The 18,227-nt window shown below is 56.8% G+C and carries 13 protein-coding genes; 6 read left to right on the top strand and 7 right to left on the bottom strand.

Translation table 11 applies throughout. The features are described 5' to 3' along the window. The first annotated feature begins 6 nt into the window (after window positions 1-6). Together ACW9KT_RS10285 and ACW9KT_RS10280 are read left to right on the top strand one after the other, a co-directional pair. Window positions 7-4,944, top strand: coding sequence for a hypothetical protein (locus ACW9KT_RS10285; protein WP_457079986.1), 4,938 nt, complete (start codon window positions 7-9; stop codon window positions 4,942-4,944). Continuing rightward, on the top strand, window positions 4,931-6,811 hold the full coding sequence (locus ACW9KT_RS10280; RefSeq protein ID WP_457079984.1) for a hypothetical protein: 1,881 nt from the start codon (window positions 4,931-4,933) through the stop codon (window positions 6,809-6,811). The genes ACW9KT_RS10285 and ACW9KT_RS10280 overlap by 14 nt, the downstream gene beginning before the upstream one ends. A 193-nt stretch (window positions 6,812-7,004) precedes the next feature. Here the strand turns inward: ACW9KT_RS10280 and ACW9KT_RS10275 are convergent, their stop codons facing one another. Next, window positions 7,005-7,529, bottom strand: coding sequence for a vitamin K epoxide reductase family protein (locus ACW9KT_RS10275; protein ID WP_457079982.1), 525 nt, complete (start codon window positions 7,527-7,529; stop codon window positions 7,005-7,007). A 250-nt stretch (window positions 7,530-7,779) separates the two neighbouring features. Here ACW9KT_RS10275 and ACW9KT_RS10270 point away from each other — a divergent pair, with 250 nt between their 5' ends. The 3 genes from ACW9KT_RS10270 (at window position 7,780) to ACW9KT_RS10260 (ending at window position 10,958) form a co-directional block, all read left to right on the top strand. After that, the gene (locus ACW9KT_RS10270) at window positions 7,780-8,253 is read left to right on the top strand and encodes a (2Fe-2S)-binding protein (protein ID WP_457079980.1); all 474 of its coding nucleotides are present in this window, start codon (window positions 7,780-7,782) and stop codon (window positions 8,251-8,253) included. A 122-nt stretch (window positions 8,254-8,375) separates the two neighbouring features. After that, a complete protein-coding gene (locus ACW9KT_RS10265; protein WP_457079978.1) occupies window positions 8,376-10,625 on the top strand; it encodes a molybdopterin cofactor-binding domain-containing protein in 2,250 nt (749 codons plus the stop codon). Between the two features lie 6 nt (window positions 10,626-10,631). Continuing rightward, complete coding sequence (locus ACW9KT_RS10260) at window positions 10,632-10,958, top strand: hypothetical protein (protein ID WP_457079976.1); 327 nt, start codon at window positions 10,632-10,634, stop codon at window positions 10,956-10,958. A gap of 149 nt (window positions 10,959-11,107) precedes the next feature. Here the strand turns inward: ACW9KT_RS10260 and ACW9KT_RS10255 are convergent, their stop codons facing one another. From ACW9KT_RS10255 to ACW9KT_RS10235, 5 genes are all read right to left on the bottom strand, one after another. Continuing rightward, window positions 11,108-12,544 carry an amidohydrolase family protein gene (locus tag ACW9KT_RS10255; protein WP_457079974.1) on the bottom strand — a complete coding sequence of 479 codons (1,437 nt, stop codon included), beginning with the start codon at window positions 12,542-12,544 and terminating at the stop codon, window positions 11,108-11,110. A 362-nt stretch (window positions 12,545-12,906) separates the two neighbouring features. Continuing rightward, the gene (locus ACW9KT_RS10250; protein ID WP_457079972.1) at window positions 12,907-14,079 is read right to left on the bottom strand and encodes a sensor histidine kinase; all 1,173 of its coding nucleotides are present in this window, start codon (window positions 14,077-14,079) and stop codon (window positions 12,907-12,909) included. Then, complete coding sequence (locus tag ACW9KT_RS10245; RefSeq protein WP_457079970.1) at window positions 14,072-14,884, bottom strand: alpha/beta fold hydrolase; 813 nt, start codon at window positions 14,882-14,884, stop codon at window positions 14,072-14,074. The genes ACW9KT_RS10250 and ACW9KT_RS10245 overlap by 8 nt, the downstream gene beginning before the upstream one ends. A gap of 215 nt (window positions 14,885-15,099) precedes the next feature. Beyond that, window positions 15,100-15,717: a TlpA family protein disulfide reductase gene (locus ACW9KT_RS10240; RefSeq protein WP_457079968.1), complete on the bottom strand. Its 618-nt coding sequence runs from the start codon at window positions 15,715-15,717 to the stop codon at window positions 15,100-15,102. A 77-nt stretch (window positions 15,718-15,794) separates the two neighbouring features. Further along, window positions 15,795-16,727, bottom strand: a complete 933-nt coding sequence (locus ACW9KT_RS10235) for an alpha/beta hydrolase (protein ID WP_457079966.1) — start codon at window positions 16,725-16,727, stop codon at window positions 15,795-15,797. Between the two features lie 144 nt (window positions 16,728-16,871). Here ACW9KT_RS10235 and ACW9KT_RS10230 point away from each other — a divergent pair, with 144 nt between their 5' ends. Further along, window positions 16,872-17,306 carry a hypothetical protein gene (locus tag ACW9KT_RS10230; protein WP_457079964.1) on the top strand — a complete coding sequence of 145 codons (435 nt, stop codon included), beginning with the start codon at window positions 16,872-16,874 and terminating at the stop codon, window positions 17,304-17,306. A gap of 135 nt (window positions 17,307-17,441) precedes the next feature. On the opposite strand, the gene ACW9KT_RS10225 is transcribed toward ACW9KT_RS10230, so the two are convergent. Beyond that, complete coding sequence (locus ACW9KT_RS10225) at window positions 17,442-18,167, bottom strand: GAF domain-containing protein (protein ID WP_457079962.1); 726 nt, start codon at window positions 18,165-18,167, stop codon at window positions 17,442-17,444. Between the last annotated feature and the right edge of the window lie 60 nt (window positions 18,168-18,227).

The following is an 18,227-nucleotide window of genomic DNA, read 5'->3' as shown; positions in this document are numbered from 1 at the left end:
TTTCTTATGGCTACCTTTTCCGAACAGCAAGCTCTTGTTGCCAAGGCCCGGCAGGAACACCAAACCGCCCAGGACGAGGCCTTGCGCACCCGTGAGCAAATCGTGCGCCTCCAAAAGCAACAGGCGGCCCTGGCTATGAGCCCCACCGCCAATGCAGCCGCGCTGGCAGCAGTGGGCCAGCAAATCAGCGACCTAGGTGGTGCCTTGCAGCAGCAGACGGGCAAGCTAAAAGAAAGCCTAAACCTAGTTGGGACGGCGCGCGCGCAGTTGTTAGCGAATCTCTCACCCGGTCGCCTAACAGCCCACTTGAGCGCCGAAGTGCCGGTGATGCTCCTGCCACTGCGACTGGAAGCCAAATTCGTTGGCCCCGAATTGTGGGTTCGGGCTTACCCCGACGATTTGCAGGTGGTAACGCACGAGAGCCAGCTGACCGAAAATGAAGTGCGCATCGCCCAGTTGTTCTGGACGGCCGTAAGTCAGGCCGCGGGCGATGACACGCTGGTGCGGGCGGCGTGGGGCCAATTGGTACAGGGGGCACTATCGTGGCAGCGCGCCGCGTGGATTGTGCGCGAGTATCGCCCCGTAAATGCCCCCCAGAGCCCCTCCTTGAAGCTAACCGAGGCGCCCGACTTTCCGCCCTACGAGGGCCGCGCCGAAAGCTGGTCGCAGCCGGCGCGGGCGAGCCTTATGCCCGACCGGTTGGCCTTCATTGGCATTACTGGCACCACGCGCACGGAGGTGCTGGGCAACACCATTCCATATCCGCTGCCGGTTGGTCCCGATCCGGTAAAAACCATGCAGGGCGAAGGCATGCGGCGCGACGGCGCGGAGCTGATTATGGATGAAGGTATGGCCTGGATGACCGACTTCGCCGAGGCCATAAAAGTGGGAATGGGCGTAAAAATGAACGCCCCCGCGGGCTTTGACAAGCTGCTAGTGCTGGGAGTCCGATTCAGTGACAATGAGCAGGTGGCTCGCCAATCATTTGAGGAACTCCTGGAAGGTCACTATTATACCACGGAGGGCTTCAGCCTCGTGCCAAACGGCACCGCCACCAACAATACCGACGGCACCGATTCGGGCCTAACTCAGTTCGCATTTTCCTCGGCTGAAAGCTTCGATTTGCTCTTCGGGCCCGCCCAGTTCAAAGATAGCCCCGCCCCCGCCGACCAAACTGATGGCTTTTTGCTGAAGCAACGCTTGGGGCTGCAATCAAACCTGCTCAGCCGAACGGCCAACGCCGACGAGCTAGACCAGCGCGACGCCCGGGCCATGCATCAGGCGCTGTGGCACGGCACGCTGGGGTATTTCCTGGAGGAGATGATGCAGCCCGGTACCGATGCCGAAGTGGTACAAAAACCACTAAAACCGCCCTTCGACGCGAATACCATAGCCCAGGTGCGCGACTTTTTTCTCAATCATGTCAGCGGACGGGGGCCCTTGCCCGCTTTTCGCATTGGTAACCAGCCCTACGGCATTCTGCCTACCTCGGCTTATACCCGATGGACACCCGGACAGGGCTTCGAAACCCGGCTCAATAACACCCTTAAGATTGCCTACGAATACTTTAAGCGCCGGCTCATCCCGCTGACCTCCGCCACGCAAAAGACCGGCGAGCCCGACAAGGATCTGCTGGAGGTGCTGGGCTTGCAAGCTAGCTCCGTCTCCTTTTTTCAGCGCTACGCACTGGCCCAGCGGCAATACGAGGACTTGGTTAAGATGAGTTCCACCAAGCGTTACACCAAGCACGTGGGCCAGACAGTATCCTTTGCCGCCGATCAGGACGTGAACATGATGATGGCGCCGTGGGTAACGAACGGGCAGGTGTACGACCTCATGTTTTTCGAAAAGTACTTTAAGCTGTTCGGGGGAGTTGTGGAGCGCGACAAAGTGCCGCTGTCGGAAATCAGCGCCATTCTGCCCTTCCTGCCCGATGGCCGAAACTACATCAAGTGGCTGCTGGAAGCCAATCCCGACGAGATTGAAAAAGAAGTATTTGGGGCCGGAATCACTAAGCCCAATGCCCTGCTTTACCTGCTACTACGTCACGCGCTCCGGCAAGCCTACAACGACAGCGGCTCGGGCATTCTGAAGGCTAAAGGCCTGATTGCGGAGAAAATACGCGACGCGACTTACTATAGCATGAGTGAGAAAACGGTCCGTAACAGCAAACTCCTGAATCTTTACAGCGCGCCCGCCACCGTAACTGGCTCGGAGCGAAAAACCCTGGCTCAGTTTGTATTCGAGCAGGCCAAACGGCGGGCCCCTGAGGCGCTTTCCGTTAGCGATGTACTGGAAGCGCTGGGGCAACTAGCCAACCGGCCCAGCGCCAAGCTCGAGCGCGCCTTCGCCGAGCACATTGACTTGTGCAGCTACCGCCTCGATGCCTGGATGACGGGCCTGGCCAGCCAGCGCATGGCGCAGAATCAGAATCGGCGGCAACAGCAGGGTCAGCAGCCGGGTTTCTACCTGGGGGCCTACGGCTGGCTCGAGAATGTGCGACCGGTACCGAATACTAAAACGCCCAAAAATCAGAATACGATTCCGCCCGAGCTCCGCGTGCAGGGAGCCACTATTGTAGAAGATAGAACCAACGGCGGCCACGTGCACGCACCTTCTCTCACCCATGCCGTGGCCGCGGCCGTGTTGCGCAATGGCTACCTGACCCACGCCACCCGCACCGATGCCGATATCATGGCCGTCAACTTGTCGTCGGAACGGGTGCGCAAGGCGCTGGGCCTTATTGAGGGCGTGAATAACGGGCAGTATATCGGGGCGCTGCTGGGCTACCAGTTTGAGCGGGAACTGCATGAGGCCGCCGACAAGCAAAACCTTGAACTTGACCGGTTCATTTTCGAATTCCGTCGCCGGTTTCCAATCGTTGATGACCGCCTAACCACCAATACCGGCCAGAGTTCCGAGGCTCAAGCTGCCCGCAACGTAGTGGACGGCACCCGCCTGACCAGTGACTACCGTGCTGCCCCCGACAAAGCGGCCTTCGTGCGCGCCATCCTCGTCAGCACCGTACCCGCGCCCGCTACTGCTCTGGTCAATAAGGCCGTACCGGCCATAGTACAGGCCATTGATAATCTGCTGGATAGCTATGATGCTGTGGGTGACCTCGTGTTGAGTGAAAGCGTGTATCAGGTAGTGCAGGGCAACTATGATCGGGCCGCGGGAGCCATGAAATCCTTGCAGGAAGGCAAGCACATCCCGACGCCAGAAATCCTTGCTATTCCCCGCGGGGGCTTTCCTCTGGCGCACAAGTCGGTTATCCTGCTCAAACCCACGGACCCGGAGGACGGTGCCACTCCTCGTGCCACGGCCGCACCGGCGGTCAATGCCTGGCTGGGGAGCTTTTTACCCGATCTGAAAACCATAAAAGTAGTGGCAGCCATCACAAAGGACGGTAGCCCTCCCGACAAGAAAAGTGTAAGCATGAGCGACCTTAAGCTCATGCCCATCGACCTGCTGTATATTGCTTCTGAGACCGCCCAAAACGACCTGACGGAGCTAAATGAGCGCGTAGCATTTTTTCTGCGCCAGTCTATGAAGGAAGACGTGCCCGTGGAAGTGAGCTACACGGAAAAGGGCACAGATTGGGCTTCGTCCGATGTGTCGCTGTTTGGGTTGCTACCCCGCCTAAAGGCCTTGAGCACGCTCCTTACGGCCTCGCGCCCAGCTGGCGCCATGGATCTGACGGCCGCCCAGCCACGGCCGGGCTTGCCGACCCCGAACGGCCAACGTTACGATTTAGCCACCCTTACCATCCAAATCAAAGAGCTTCAGCTAACGTTTAAAAGTGCTCAAGATGAGCTGGAAAGCGCGTTAAAAGCGGCCAGCGAGGTTCCAGCAGTTGATAACCCGGCGTACGATTTGGTGACTGATAACCAGACGCTGGATGATCTGCGCCTTATCCTGTGGAGCTTGTCTCTCTGGGGGTTGTCGCGGACCATGCCACACTCCGTGCGGGCGGTAGGAGTCGTGGCCACCGAGGAAGAGAGAGCCAGCCGCGATGCCCTTCGTCAGCCCCTGCTCGAGCAGGCCGGCGCGGTGCTCACCCAAATGACGGCGCAACTCAAAGAGTCAGACAAGCAGCTGACCTTGGCTTCTACCTTAACCAAAGAAGAGGAAATACTGCCGACACTGCAGAAAGCTAGTCAAACCCTGTTAGGTGCGGCGTTTCGGTTCCTGCCCACCTTTGAGCCCCACAATGCGGCAGAACTTGCCAGCTCCCAAACCGACAGCGGCAGTAACCAACTCTTTAAAGACGAGCCTCACGCCTTCCCCACCGATGAATGGCTGTACGGCATAGCGCGGGTGCGGCCGGCCATGCAAACCGTCGAAACCTTGCAGCTGCTTACTCAGGAGGCTTTTTCAATGCAGGCCTTGCAGTTGCCCTATATCGAAAATGACCGCTGGCTAGGATTGCGCATTCCCAAAATATACCGCACGCTGCCCCCACCCGACCAACCGCGCATTTACACATTGGAGCAGAACAAGTTGCTGCTGAGCGTGCACCTCGACGCGGCCTTCGCGGGGGGTGCTGTGTTTGAGGATGGACAAACGCTCTGTGGCCTTCTAGTGGACGAGTGGACCGAAGAAATTCCCCTGCCTACGGTCACGACGGGCATCACGGCTCATCTTAACCGTCCCAACTCGGAGCCACCCCAAACGCTGCTCCTGGCCGTGTCGCCGGCGCCGCAGGGCAGCTGGAGCTGGGATAACCTGATCGAGTGCGTCACCGAAACCTTCGAAATGGCCAAGGTGCGGGCCATAGAGCCGGCTCATATCGACACTTCACCCTTCGCCCAGGTGCTGCCCGCCGTGCTGCTGGCCGTCACGACGGATCAAAGCTCACTCTCGACTAATCTGGCGGATAACATGTTCGTTTTCGAAGACATCGTCAAACTCGCAACCACTAAGTACAATGCCATTATTTGACATCGCCTCGATTAATCTGAACCTGGAGCTGAAGGCCGAGCTACTCTATCCGTCACTCACCTGCTGGAACCGTCTGGAAGGCAGCCCGCGTTCCCAAGACCTAAGCAGGAGTCTGCGGGCTGAGGTGCGCGACCCGCTCTGGATGCTTACCCGGCAGTGGCAGTTGGGGGAGTTTCGCTTCGACAACGCCGGGTCGCCGTGCGTAGCGAAGGTGCAGGTACAAACGACACCCATTCAGGCCGTGAAAGGCCGCACGGGCTTGGCTCAGCCTTATGACGCGACTATTCCCCTCGAAACCTTAGTGGAACGTCGGCCGATGCAGCTTACCTACCCGGTGCGCCTGCAAATTGGGCAGTACTGGCTGAAGCTGCTACGGAAGCGAGCCGCCGATGGCCTCGTGGGCACTGATTATAGCGCAGACTACTTAAAAGCGTGCGCCTTCAAGAAGCCCAAACAGGCCCTTGCGCCCGCCGATGTAGCGGGCTTTAGCGAAGCCGAAGGCCGGGCGTTTCTGAGCACTTATGCGCATCAGGAGGCAGCGCAGTGGGCCGAAGCACTGGATGGAAACCAATTGGATGGCGGCCTATTGTGGTCGTCGCTGCTGGGCACCGGCGACCCATTTGAGCTTGTGACGGTAGCGGCCAGCGACAAGGCCGAAATAGCCAAGGCGGGCGAGGAATTGCGGGCGTGGTATGGCCGGCAGTATAATCAGCCGCTGGATGTGGACGACGATAATTGGTCGCCGGAGCAATTGGAATATCAGTTTAAGTGTAGCCTGAAACAGCCGGATAATAAGTCAACAACTCTCATTGCCGACAATTATGGGCAGGGTACACTTAGCTGGTACTCGTTTGATATTGACCCTGATAACGAGAAAATAGCACCTGATGCTCCTGTTGAAACCGAGATAAAAACGGAGACCCTTTCCTTCATGCCGACGCCGGTGCAGTTTAGCGGTATGCCCCAGGCCCGGTGGTGGACGTTTGAGGATGGTGTGGTAAATTTTGCCAATGTTAACACCCAGACAACTGATCTGGTGACGCTCCTGATGACGGATTTTGCCCTGATGTCGTCTAACGACTGGTTTGTAATTCCCTACAAACTGCCGGTGGGCAGCATGGCGCAAATACAGGGCATGGTGGTGACGGACGTATTTGGGGAGCGGCTCTTTATCAATCCGGCTGGGCGCGGACTAGATGATGCCTGGCAGCAATGGCGCATGTTCAACCTGAGCACTCGCGGCAGCCGGGGCGAGGCGGCTAGCACGGCCTTATTTGTGCCACCTGTGGTCAGTAAGCTACTGGAAAGCAAGCCCATCGAGAAGATAACCTTCTTAAAAGATGAGATGGCCAACTTAGCCTGGGGCATTGAATCGGTGTTGGAAACCCTGACCGGCAATGCCCGGAATGGCTACGAACTGGCGTTGGAGGAACAGAAACTACTGGAACGGTTGTACGGCCTCGACACGCCAGAGCCCGTAGACCCCGACAAGCTAGCCGAGCTGCGCTACCTGCTGCAAACCAGCACGCCAGCCAACTGGATTCCGTTTATCCCGGTGCAAACGAGTCTTTCGCGGCGGCAGATTCAGTTTCAGCGGGCCCGGCTCCTGCGCATTCTGGAAGGAGCTGACTTTATTAGTACTGCTCTGGAAACCATTCGGCCAAATAGCGAAACCCTGGCTGTCGGTCTTGTTGAGGGCAACTCATACATGATTTTTGAGGAAGAAATCCCGCGGGCGGGCAAGATTGTGCAGACTACTTACCAGCGTTGCCGGGACGATGCCGGACGCGTTTCTGTTTGGAAAGGGCGACAGTTTACCACCGGCCGTGGAGAAGGCAGTTCAGGGCTGGCATTCGACACAGTCTGAGTGCAATAGCCAATATTATCCTAATGGGTAATATCATTTGTTAAAGGCAAAAAAGCTCTCAAAACCTGCAAAAGGCCTTTCTGTATACTTAAATGAGGACCAGGCAGACTTTCACGTCATAAATTATCTGACGTGAAAGTCTGCCTGGTCCTCATTTATATAGGGAGACAAACTACGTTCTACATGCTTTCACTTAGCTAGTTTGATTTACCCTACCATTGCCACCGATATTTTTCACGGCTTTTATTACTTCCGGCACGGCCAGCGCCACCGACGCTACCGAGGCCACCGTGGCTACCTGGCAATAAAAGCACAAGGCCTTGTTTTCGGCCCATTCTTCTTGGCCCAGCTTCACGGCCGTCAGCGTGTCGCCCAGGGTTTTAAGGCCCATAGCAATGGGTAACGCGGGCACCTGTGTTGCCCGATTTTTGCCCCCCGCACCCGCCAGCCACGCCGTAATGCCGTAGCTCACGATCATCATGAGGGCGTCGGGGGTATCAAAGCGCTTGTAGGCGTAGTCGGAGGCGTCGACTTTGGGCGAGTTAAAAAGCCCCCCAGAAGGCGGATCGGGCAGGGTTTTGATAATGCCGGTTTGGTAGAGGCCTACGATCTGGCCGGCGGCGGCGCCGAGCATGGAAAGGCCAACAATCCAGCGGCGGCGGTTAAGATCGGGGGTGTCGGCGTTGCGGAGTTCGTCGCTTAATTGGGTAGGATTCATAGCGTTGCTGAGTGAAATGAGATACGATAAGCTTTGGCGTACGCGCGCTGTTGTGCTTAGGTTGAAGTCGAGCTTGCCCCTGTAGGCGATGGGACTAAGGGTGGTTGGCGGTTTTCTGGGGGATTTTTTCTTGTGCCAGTCCCGATAGTAGCCCAATAAGTTCGTACCCCGATTCTTAGCTGCGCGTTTCTATAGGCTTCAGCATATCTTTTTGTCCTCAGTCTGAGTATTTCTACTAAATACCTCGACTATGGAAGCTGAATTCACCCTTAAAGTCAATGGCCAGCTGCGCACCGTACGCGTCGATCCGGCTACGCCCCTGCTGTATGTGCTGCGCGACGACCTGGGCCTGAACGGTCCCAAATTCGGTTGTGGCTTGCAGCAGTGCGGCTCCTGCATGGTCCTGCTCGACACTATTGCCTGGCCCAGCTGCCAATTGCCGGTGGCCAATGTGCATAATGCGGCTATCACCACTTTAGAGGGCCTTACCCGCCCCGATGGTAGCCTTCATCCTGTGCAACAGGCCTTCGTTGACGAACAGGCAGCTCAATGCGGCTTCTGTATGAACGGCATGGTAATATCGGCCGTGGCGCTGCTAACCGTGCATCCCAAACCCGACGAACAAACCATCCGCAACGCCTTATATCGAGTGCTATGCCGCTGCGGTGTGCATTCACGGGCCCTTGCCGCCATCAAGAAAGCCGCCGACTCCATCAAATCTTGAGCTTATAAGTTTGCTCGTAAGCAAAGCTTGCGAAACCTCCCTAGCGGTATTATAAAAGCAGTAGACTTCTGACTTTTAAACAAATGTATAAATAGGCATAATAGATTAATTACCCATTTGTTATGACACTTTCCTTTAGTTCCCAGCCTTCCTCCCGCCGCGATTTTCTAAAGTCTGCTGGTTGCTTAACCATTGCTTTCGTGCTGGGCAACGGGGCTGATTTGCTGGCGGGCGAAAGCATAATAGAAGAAAAACTGCCGGAAAGCCTAGCCAAAAACCCACGTATAAATGCCTGGCTGGAAGTACTGGCCGATGGCCGTGTACGGGTGCTCACGGGCAAGACTGAAATCGGTCAGGGCATTCGGACGGCAGTAGCCCAACTGGCTGCTGAAGAGCTTAATCTATCAATGGATCGCGTAGAGGTTGTTTTGGCCGAAACAGACCGTACGCCGGATGAGCGCTATACCTCCGGCAGCGCTTCTATTGAAAGCAGTGGCATGAGTATTCGCTACGCGGCCGCAGCGGCCCGGGAGCAGCTACTTGCACTTGCGGCTCAGCAGCTTAATGTGAAAGCCAGTCAGCTCCGTCTTACCGACGGCACGATAAGTACAGCCGATGGCAGAAAGAAAATTACTTTTACCCAATTGTTAAAAGACCAGCAGTTGAAAGGTGAAGTAAAATTACCGCTTAAGCTCAAGTCAAAAAGCGTCTATACCCATGTGGGTAAAGCCGTACTTCGTGATGATATCGAGCGAATGGTGCGGGCACAAACTGTTTACGTGCAGGATCTGCGGTTCCCAGGTATGGTGCACGCCCGTGTGTTGCGGCCTCCTTCGTACGGAGGAAAATTAGCGCGACTAGACACGGCTGAAATGCAACGCCAAATCCCCGGCCTGCTCAAAACAGTTATCGATGGCAGCTTTATCGGATTTATTACAACCAAGGAATACCAGGCCAAGCAGGCCCAAGACTACGGCATTCAGCACGCCCAGTGGACCGCTGGTCTTACCCTGCCTACCAAGCAGCCCCTACCCGACTTGTTGACTTCGCTACCGGCAATTACTAAGCGGGCCGTAGATAAAGGCAACATGAGCAGCTTCGATGCGGCGGGCCCTGGTGGCACTTCGGGGGCGGCCTCGCTTAGCGCCCGCTACTTCAAGCCTTATTTGATGCACGGCTCCGTAGGCCCGAGCTGCGCGGTGGCGCTGTTCGAGAAGGATATGCTGCACATTTGGAGCCACAGCCAAGGTGTGTATCCACTCCGCGCCACGGTGGCGGCTCTGCTAAAAATGCCCCCCGAGCGCGTGCATATAAAAGCGGTACCTGGTTCGGGCTGCTATGGACACAATGGCGCCGACGACGTAGCCGCCGACGCGGCTCTGCTGGCCCGCGCTTATCCGGGTCGGCACGTGCGCCTGCAATGGTCGCGGGATGATGAGCACGCTTGGGAGCCCTACGGCAGCGCTATGCTTGTGCAGCTTGAGGCTCGATTGAATGAGACAGGCCGCATTTCGCACTGGCAAAGCAACATCTGGTCGGATACGCACAGCACGCGACCGGGGAGCAAACCGGAGTCGTTGTTAGCTGCGCGGCTGCTGGCCCAGCCCGTCACCCTTGCGCCTAGTACCGAAGTAAGCAGCGCCATTTATCGTAACGGGGAGCCGCTATATGACATTGCCAACCAACGCCTGGATGCGCACTACGTGCAGGGGCCGCTGCGCGTGTCGGCTTTGCGGGGGCTGGGGGCTTTCGGCAACGTGTTTGCCATCGAATCATTTATGGATGAGCTTGCGGCCCAAGCCAAGCAGGATCCGTGGGAGTTCCGCTTGCGCCACCTGACCGATGAACGGGCAAAGGCTGTGATTCGGCGCACGCGGGAGATGATCAAAAACGAGAGACTTGGCCCCGGCGAAGGGTTCGGGCTCGGCTTCGCGCAGTATAAAAACCAGGCAGCCTACTGCGCCGTGGTGGCCAAGGTGCACGTAGCCGAGGAAATGGGCACCATCCGCGCCTTGCACCTATGGGCGGCCATCGACGCGGGCGAAACCATCAACCCCGATGGCCTAAAAAATCAAACCGAAGGCGGCCTTATTCAAGCTTCCAGCTGGACGTTGAAGGAAGAAGTGCTCTTTAATGAGCAGCAAATTACCAGCCGGCAGTGGGAAACCTACCCTATTTTTCGCTTCGACGAAGTTCCGGCCGTGACGGTCTCTATTATCAACCGGCCCAACGAAAAACCACTCGGCGCCGGCGAAGCAGCTCAAGGTCCTACATCCGCGGCCTTAGCCAATGCTGTGTTTCAGGCCTGCGGCAAACGCATTCGGTCTTTACCCATTCGACCCGAAAAACTGGTCCAGATCAAAGAATCATAACTAGCGATGACGCCTAAGCTTTTACTTGTCGTAGCCGAGAGCTACCGCCTGACGGGCTTAGGCTTGCTGGCCATTGCGCGCCAACCAGAGCCGTTGCTACGCAAGTTTACTCTACATACCAAACTGGAAGTAAGGCTTGTATTTTCCGATGGCCACCAGCAACTAGTGCCTGCTAGCGTAGAGGAAATGTCGCGGCCAGCAGAGGCCGCCAGCTCGGAAGCTACGCTCATCGACACGGCGGACGCGGTGCTGTTGCTGGAATCGGAGGAGGTAGCGGATTTGCCCCCCGGCACCGAAATCTGGTGGGCCGGCGAGGCGGATTTGTTGCTTTAACGTTTGGCTTTACGAGTAACTGAATAGAAAAATGCGCTCTGCTACGCTTCCGTTTTGTGCTGGGCAAGTCCTCAACTGAGGACAAAGTAGTAGATAACTCAGTTAGTTTTTTTGATTATCAGCCTATTATGTTAGTCAGGTGCCATAATTTAATTTAAGCCCACTTTTCCTTTTAGGGTTTCGAACAGCTTGACGGAATCGAAGCCGACGCCCTTTTTAAATACAATTTCCATGCGGCGCACCTGCTGCATGTCTTTCTCGGGGTCGCCGTTAATTAGGATTAAGTCGGCCTGCTTGCCGGCTTCTATAGTGCCGATTTCTTTGTCGCGCCCCAGGTACTTAGCGCCGTTTAGGGTGCTTATTTTGATAGCCTCGACTGGCGTAAAACCGGCCTCGACGAGCAACTCCAGCTGGCGTCGGTTGGCGTAGCCGGCAATGGTGCGGCCTGCGCCCGTTGGGTCGGTGCCGGAGACTAAAAGCCCCCCCGCGTCGTAGAACTGCTTTTCCCAGGCCATTTCTTTCTTGAATAGGCGGGTGCTGGCCGTGTCCTTGCCTTGGTTTTGCTGCCAGGTGGCTTGCTCGCGCTCTTGTAGCTGCGGAATCAGGGCTTCCAGGCCTCCACCCAGCACCACTTCGCGGCCCGTGAAGGGCTCGAATACGGGCAACGTGGAGGTAATGGCCACCCTCTTGCTGACCAAAAAGCTAATCAGGCTTTTTATTTCGGGGCTATTTGCCGGCAACTGTAATAATGCTTTGCGGGCTGCTGGATAGTCGGCCGAGTCGGGGGCTTTGTTGGCGACAAAGTCGGAGCTGGCCATGAAGCCGTGTTCCAGGTTATCGATGCCGAGCTCGGCGGCTTCGCGGTAGGTGATGGAGCAAAGGTGGCCGGTAACTTTCAGCTTCCGCTGGTGGGCTTCTTGTACTACCGCGGCCAAGTCGGCGCGGGTAGCGTGCATGTACATTTTGAAGGACGTGCAGCCTTTATCGGCCCAGAACCTAGTGTGCGCGGCGGCTTCCTGGGGGCCGTTTATCGTGTTCAGAGCAGGAATATCCAAGCTGGGCTCTTCAATGTAGGGCGCTGTCACGTCCATATCCGGGCCGATGAGCTTGCCTTCCGTAATAAGGCGCTTGATGGCCAGATCGGTCTGGGGCTCGATGCTGCCCGCTGTGCGGATGGTAGTAGCGCCGCCGGCCAGGTAGAGGCGCGGAAAGGAATACGGCATTTGAGCGATGTTAAAAAAGCCCCCCATGGGCATAGTGTAGTACAGATGCTCGTGCAGCATTACCAACCCCGGAATCAGGGTTTTGCCGGCACAGTTAATTACCTGGGCGTCGGCGGGCACTTTCACTTTTTTCACAGGTCCAACTTGTACGATGCGGCCCTGGCGCAGCACGACCGTTTGATGGAGCTGGGCGGGCCGACCGGTGCCGTCTATCACCTTCGCATCAACTAGTGCCACCACCGGAGCTTGCACGGTAATGAACTCCTGCACCTGTGGCGTAAACTGCTGCGCCAAGCTCGATACGCAGGCGAAAACAACAAGGAAGGCGCTCAGCAAGAGGCGCATATGAGCAGCAAAATTCATAGCTAAAACGGAGACGGATAGACTAAAAATAACGGGCATGCTCTCAATGATGCTGGGGCAAGCCGCGAGAAACAAGGTAGTCTTTTTGCCAGTCAGAAACCGGCATACACTTCTGGGGGGCTTTTTTGCTGTTCAAAGCCATGGCAAAAAGGACTTCGAGCTTCCTCAGACGCGGTAGAGGCGCAATATTTTGCGCTCCTGGTTGCCGATGCGGTTTAGCCGAATGCCGGTGTTAATCGTTCAATGTCGAGACGCAAAATATTGCGCCTCTACCGCACCATGATCAAGCTAAAATGGTAGCTCTGACGGCCTTTTCAAGCGTCTATAGCTTTGCGTAAGTCTGGCTAAATAACTAAGGGCGACTATTGGGGCAAATGAAGATCAAAGCTTGTGCCCTCCCCTTCAGTGCTGTTAACCTCAATTTTGCCCCCCGCTTGATGCACCAGTCGATTGACCAGATACAAGCCCATGCCTAAGCCTTCAACCTCCGGATGAAAGCGGCGAAATAACTGAAACAGCTGGTCGCCGTAGCGCTCTAGGTCGATGCCGCGACCGTTGTCTTGCACGCTTAGCACCAGCATGTTATTCAGCATCTTACTACTCACTTTTACGCGGAGCGGCCTACCCGGCGCGGCGTATTTGAGGGCGTTGCTGAGCAGGTTGTAGAGAATACTCTGGAGGCCAGACCGTGCCATCCGAATAGAGGGTGCAGCGCTGAAATCGAAAGTAAAAATGCTTTGCTGCTGGCCGTCGGCAAGCTTAAGACTCCGAATAACTTCCTGCACGAAGGGCAGCAATTCCACGGCTTCTACGGGCGTAAGCTCGAGGCGGCGTTGTTGCTGCACTACCTCCGTTAGCCCCTCGATGGTGCTTAAAATCTGTTGCAGGGCTTGGTCAAACATGGTCAGCATGCCGGCGGCCGTCGGGTCGTGGAAGGTAGCGCTGTGCTTGATTTCGGCAAACAGCCCGGCCATGTTGTGAATCGGCTGCTTAAGGTCGTGGGAGGCGGTGTACACGAAGCTGTCGAGGTCGGCATTAATGCGGGTCAGCTGCTCGTTCTGGCGCTGCAGCAGTTCGCGCTGCTCTTCCGCCTGAGCCTTGGCCCGCAAAAGCTCCTGCTCGTATTTGCGCCGGTCGGTGATGTCAAAGAGCGTGACGCGCACCAGCAGGGGCTGATTGTCGGTATCGCGCAACAGCACAGCATTCATCAACACGGGCAATGTAGCCCCGTCTTTGCAGCGCAAGGAGTAGCTGATTTCGCGCACCTGCCCCTGCAACAGCAGTAAGGGCGCACAATGCACCTCGTAGTGCAGACGCCCGCCCAACGTAAGCAAATCCTGCAAACACTGCCGAGCCACTAGCTCCTGGCGGGTGTAGCCCAGCCAGCCCAGCAGCGTTTGATTCAACTTGATTAGGGTACCATCGGGCAGGCAGGAGCAGTACCCGCAGGGGGCATTTTCATAGAGGTCGTCCGGGTTTTCCTCCGTTAGGCGCAGGTCTAGTGCGGGCAGCAACTCATCTTCGGCCTCACTCATACGCTGCGGGCGTCAGTTCCAGAAAGCTGTTGATGGCGGCAATGGTAGCCTGCGGGGCGCTCAGGTGCGGACAATGCCCGGAGGTATCCAGCACCACCAACTCGCTGTGGGGTAATTGCTGGTGCACATACTTGCCAACGGCCAAGGGCGCTAGCACGTCGCGGGCACATTGCAGAATAAGCGTAGGCGTGCGCACCAGCGGCAAATCGGCTCGGTTGTCGGACAGAAAAGTAACCCTGGCAAAGTGCTTGGCAATGGTGGGGTCGGTGCTGCAAAAGCTGGTGTTCAGCTCCGCGCTCAGCTCGGGCCGATCGGGGTGGCCCATAATCACGGGGGTTATGCCCGCCGACCAGCCCAGGTAATTATCGTCCATGGTGGTGAGCAGTTCCTCAATGTCGGTCCGCTCAAAGCCCCCCAGGTACCCTTCGTCGTTGAGAAAGCGCGGGGATGGAGCCACCAGCACCAGCCGAGAAAACCGCGCCGGCTCCTGAATGGCGGCCAGCACGCTAATCATGGCACTAACGGAGTGGCCAATCAGAATGGATTCCTGTATATCGAGTGCCGCTAGCACGGCCAACACATCCTCAGCGTGGGCGGCGAGGGTGCTATAGCGGGCTGGGTTGTAGGCGGTGAGGTCTGACTTACCCGACCCAACCAAATCGAGCAGCACGACGCGGTAGTGCTCGGCAAAAGCCGGCACCACGAGCCGCCACATGTGCTGATTACAGCCAAAGCCATGAACAAACACCAGTGTCTGGGCTCCAGAACCGGAAACGTGGACATTGTGGCGGGTTAAAACATCCATATTCGCTTAGTCAGTATTCAATGAAGCAGCTCTTTTACTCCGGCCGCTTATGCCCTAAAGGTAGCTGGACCGATGTTTTTACAGCGAATAAAACCTGCTTCAACGCCATATTTGCCCCCCAGATAATATGTGGAGCGTGTCGCCTTCACAGGTTACACGCATCCCTGAGCTAACTATACGTGGTGTTGAATCAGGCAGGCTGACTTACAGCAGCTCTATTTGCCGGGCGCGGCGGCTAGCTTTTTCAGGCCCGCCCTGAATTCGGGCGTATCGTACTCAGCCATACCCTCATGGCGGGCCGCCACCTGGCCATCGGGGCTGAGAATAACGGTAAACGGAATGGCGTTGGAATCGAACGGCGGGGGCAGCGGACCCGTGGGAAAGTACACGGGGAAGGTATAGTCGCGGCGCTGGAGCAGCGCCTGAGCCTTGGCGGGCTGCTCATCCAGCGAGATCATCACAAAGGCGACTTTGGCCGTGTCCATTTTCTCATAAAGCGCGTGAATGCCCGGCATTTCGGCCACGCAGGGCGGACACCAGCTTGCCCACATATTCACGAACACCACTTTGCCTTTCAGCTCACTTAGATTGACGGATTTACCCCCCAGCGTGACCAGCGACACACTATGCGGATACGCTGCCCCCGCCGAAAGTATTTCCGTGGCCGGCACCGATACTGAGCCCTCGGGCAAGGCCGGAGCAGCCGCTTTCCACAAGCCCGTAGCGAGCAGGCCGCGCTGCAAACCGCCCAGCACCAGGGGCCGCAGATCGGTGAGCATGATTAGGACAAAAATGGCTAGAGGCAGCCATTGCAATACATTCTTACGGGTCATGGCCGGATCAAGTAAGCCGCATCTGATTCGGCAGCCTACGCCGCTTACGAAGAAAATAGTATGAATTTGCCGCTCAGCTATTTGGTCAGCCACCCGTTGGCCGCCATCCAGTTTTTTAGGCTGGAAGACCAGTCTTCCTGGGTGGTTTTGTTGTGCAAGCCAAAGCCGTGGCCACCGCGCGGGTACAGGTGCATCTCAGCGGGCACCTTGTGGCGCAGTAAGGCCTGGTAGAACACGATACTGTTTTGTACGGGCACCGTTGCGTCGTCCTGGGCGTGTACCAGAAACGTGGGGGGCGTTTGAGCTGTCACCTGCGTTTCGTTGGAGTAAAGCCGGATTTGGTCGGCGCTGGGCTGCTCGCCGATAAGGTTGGTGCGCGAGCCCATGTGCTTGAGACTATCGGAGAAGCTGATAACGGGGTACATGAGCACCAGAAAATCGGGGCGCACGGAGGTCGTTTTGTCGGCGGGCTGGCCTACGGGTTGGGCGAAGTGGGTGCCGGCCGTGGACGCCAAATGGCCGCCCGCCGAAAAGCCCATCAGGCCCACTCGGTTCGGGTTTACGCCGTACTTGCTGGCCTGCTGGCGCACCAGCCGCAGGGCCTGCTGGGCATCGAGCAAGGGAGCAATAGACTTATCGGGTTGGCTTTGGTCGTTGGGCAGGCGGTACTTGAGCACGAAGGCCGCCACGCCCATCTCATTCAGCCGCTTTGCTATGTCGTAGCCTTCGTGGTCGATGGAGAGCCGGGTGTAGCCGCCACCGGGACAAATAACCACGGCTGTGCCGGTAGCTTTGTCGCTGGGGGGTAAAAATACCGTGAGGGTAGGCTGCACGACGTTGGAAATGCGCACACCGCCATTGGGCAGCGTGATGCTGGTTTCCTGCACGCTGCTGGGCTTGGAATTAGGAATGGTGCCCGTATACAGCGGCAGCGTTTGGGACTTAAGTATCTGGGCCGGCGCAGCTTGCCCGATGAAGCACGCCAGAAACACAAAAAGCAGCTTTTTCATACGGGTCAAGATAGTATTCTGCTGCCAACGACCATACTAGCCGGCTACTCATTAGCCAATTTTCTCCGCCTTGCAACCAAAATCCCTCCGATGAACTCTACCTGATAACTTCCGGTTTCTGATTCGACTTTACGCTTTTTTCCTATGAAGCTGCTCTATTATTCGCTCGTCGTGGGCCTCGCAGGCTTGGCTAGTTGCCAAAAAGAAGAGGCTACCCCGCTGCTCACCGCCTCTTTCGAACAGGTCGTCACGCTGCGCTACCAGCAAAGCGCGGCCCTGCCCCAGCCAAGCGCCCCGGAGCTGACCGTTACGGTGGAGGATGTGCAAGACGGCCGTTGCCCTTCCGACGTCACGTGTGTTTGGGAGGGAGTAGTTTATGCTAATCTGGGCATTCAGGACCAGAGCGGAATTAACCAGAAGCTTACGCTAAGCTTGGGCGCCATCAAGGATACGGCGGCTACAGTGCAGGCTAACGGTCGGCAATACACTGTTGTTTTAAAGGACGTTACGCCTTATCCCAAAGGAAATGGTGTACCTAAAGAAGATAAGCGCGTCGTGCTGGCTATAAGGCGCGAGTAAGTTGGTGCTTTCGTACGTCTGCTAACTAAATAGGCGCCGCTTTCCCTGACTACTCATGGGAGGCGGTGCCTTTCTGTTTGCGTGGAGCTCCTATACGTTTGGAGTCAGGCTTTTATACTATCTCTGGGGGGCATTTTAACTTCCTTCACAAGCTTCGCTCAGAATACCATCCAGGTCGTGCAGGCGCCGCTCTACTTGGCTTAGAACGTCGGCGGGCACGGGTATTTGCGTTCCGTAACGCTTTACCAGATACCGCACCAACGCCTGCAGGGCTTGTAATTCCTCGCGCAGCTGCTCACGTATGTGGTGCCATTGCGCTTCGCCTCCTTCCGGCAATAACATACAGGTGTGCCGCACTACCACAGTTTGGCTTACGAGGGTAGCTATTTGTTCGAGCAGGCGTTGCTCGTGCTCACTAAAGGTGCGGGGGTTGCGGTCAATTACGCACAAAGTCCCCACCGTGCGCTGGTCGGGTAAGCGCAGGGCGGCCCCAGCATAAAACCGCACTTGATTGGAGCGGGCCGCCTCCAAAGCCGGCGCCGGAACCTCCCCTTCCTCCACCAACTCCAAGTCTTGATACACGACCACCGCCTGATTGTGCTGAATAGCAACGGAACACACCGCCTCCTCGCGAGGCTGCTTAGCGTGGCCCGGCATCCCTACGCTGACAGGGTAATGCACTTCCTCTTCTTCCACCAAAGAAATTAGTGAAATCGGCAGGCTGAAGATGCGAGCTGCAATGGCTACGAACTCATCAAAAATGGGCTCATGCAGCGACGCAAGCACATCGTGCGTGCGCAGACTGTACAGCCGTTGCGCTTCATCTTCGGGCTGGAACTGGGCGGATGGTGAGGTCATCATACAAAAGACAAAGTAAGAAGCTAACCAAGTGCCGCCGCGTAGTTGATGCGAGAGCCATAT

The organism is Hymenobacter sp. HD11105, assembly GCF_054051685.1.
This window is presented reverse-complemented; position numbering and strand designations above follow the sequence as displayed.

Bases quoted from the DNA above. Each gene is read 5' to 3' on its own strand.
- ACW9KT_RS10275 (WP_457079982.1), bottom strand. From the start codon at position 7,529: ATGAATCCTACCCAATTAAGCGACGAACTCCGCAACGCCGACACCCCC.
- ACW9KT_RS10265 (WP_457079978.1), top strand. From the start codon at position 8,376: ATGACACTTTCCTTTAGTTCCCAGCCTTCCTCCCGCCGCGATTTTCTA.
- ACW9KT_RS10250 (WP_457079972.1), bottom strand. From the start codon at position 14,079: ATGAGTGAGGCCGAAGATGAGTTGCTGCCCGCACTAGACCTGCGCCTA.
- ACW9KT_RS10230 (WP_457079964.1), top strand. From the start codon at position 16,872: ATGAAGCTGCTCTATTATTCGCTCGTCGTGGGCCTCGCAGGCTTGGCT.
- ACW9KT_RS10260 (WP_457079976.1), top strand. From the start codon at position 10,632: ATGACGCCTAAGCTTTTACTTGTCGTAGCCGAGAGCTACCGCCTGACG.
- ACW9KT_RS10240 (WP_457079968.1), bottom strand. From the start codon at position 15,717: ATGACCCGTAAGAATGTATTGCAATGGCTGCCTCTAGCCATTTTTGTC.
- ACW9KT_RS10235 (WP_457079966.1), bottom strand. From the start codon at position 16,727: ATGAAAAAGCTGCTTTTTGTGTTTCTGGCGTGCTTCATCGGGCAAGCT.
- ACW9KT_RS10280 (WP_457079984.1), top strand. From the start codon at position 4,931: ATGCCATTATTTGACATCGCCTCGATTAATCTGAACCTGGAGCTGAAG.
- ACW9KT_RS10225 (WP_457079962.1), bottom strand. From the start codon at position 18,167: ATGATGACCTCACCATCCGCCCAGTTCCAGCCCGAAGATGAAGCGCAA.
- ACW9KT_RS10245 (WP_457079970.1), bottom strand. From the start codon at position 14,884: ATGGATGTTTTAACCCGCCACAATGTCCACGTTTCCGGTTCTGGAGCC.
- ACW9KT_RS10285 (WP_457079986.1), top strand. From the start codon at position 7: ATGGCTACCTTTTCCGAACAGCAAGCTCTTGTTGCCAAGGCCCGGCAG.
- ACW9KT_RS10255 (WP_457079974.1), bottom strand. From the start codon at position 12,544: ATGAATTTTGCTGCTCATATGCGCCTCTTGCTGAGCGCCTTCCTTGTT.
- ACW9KT_RS10270 (WP_457079980.1), top strand. From the start codon at position 7,780: ATGGAAGCTGAATTCACCCTTAAAGTCAATGGCCAGCTGCGCACCGTA.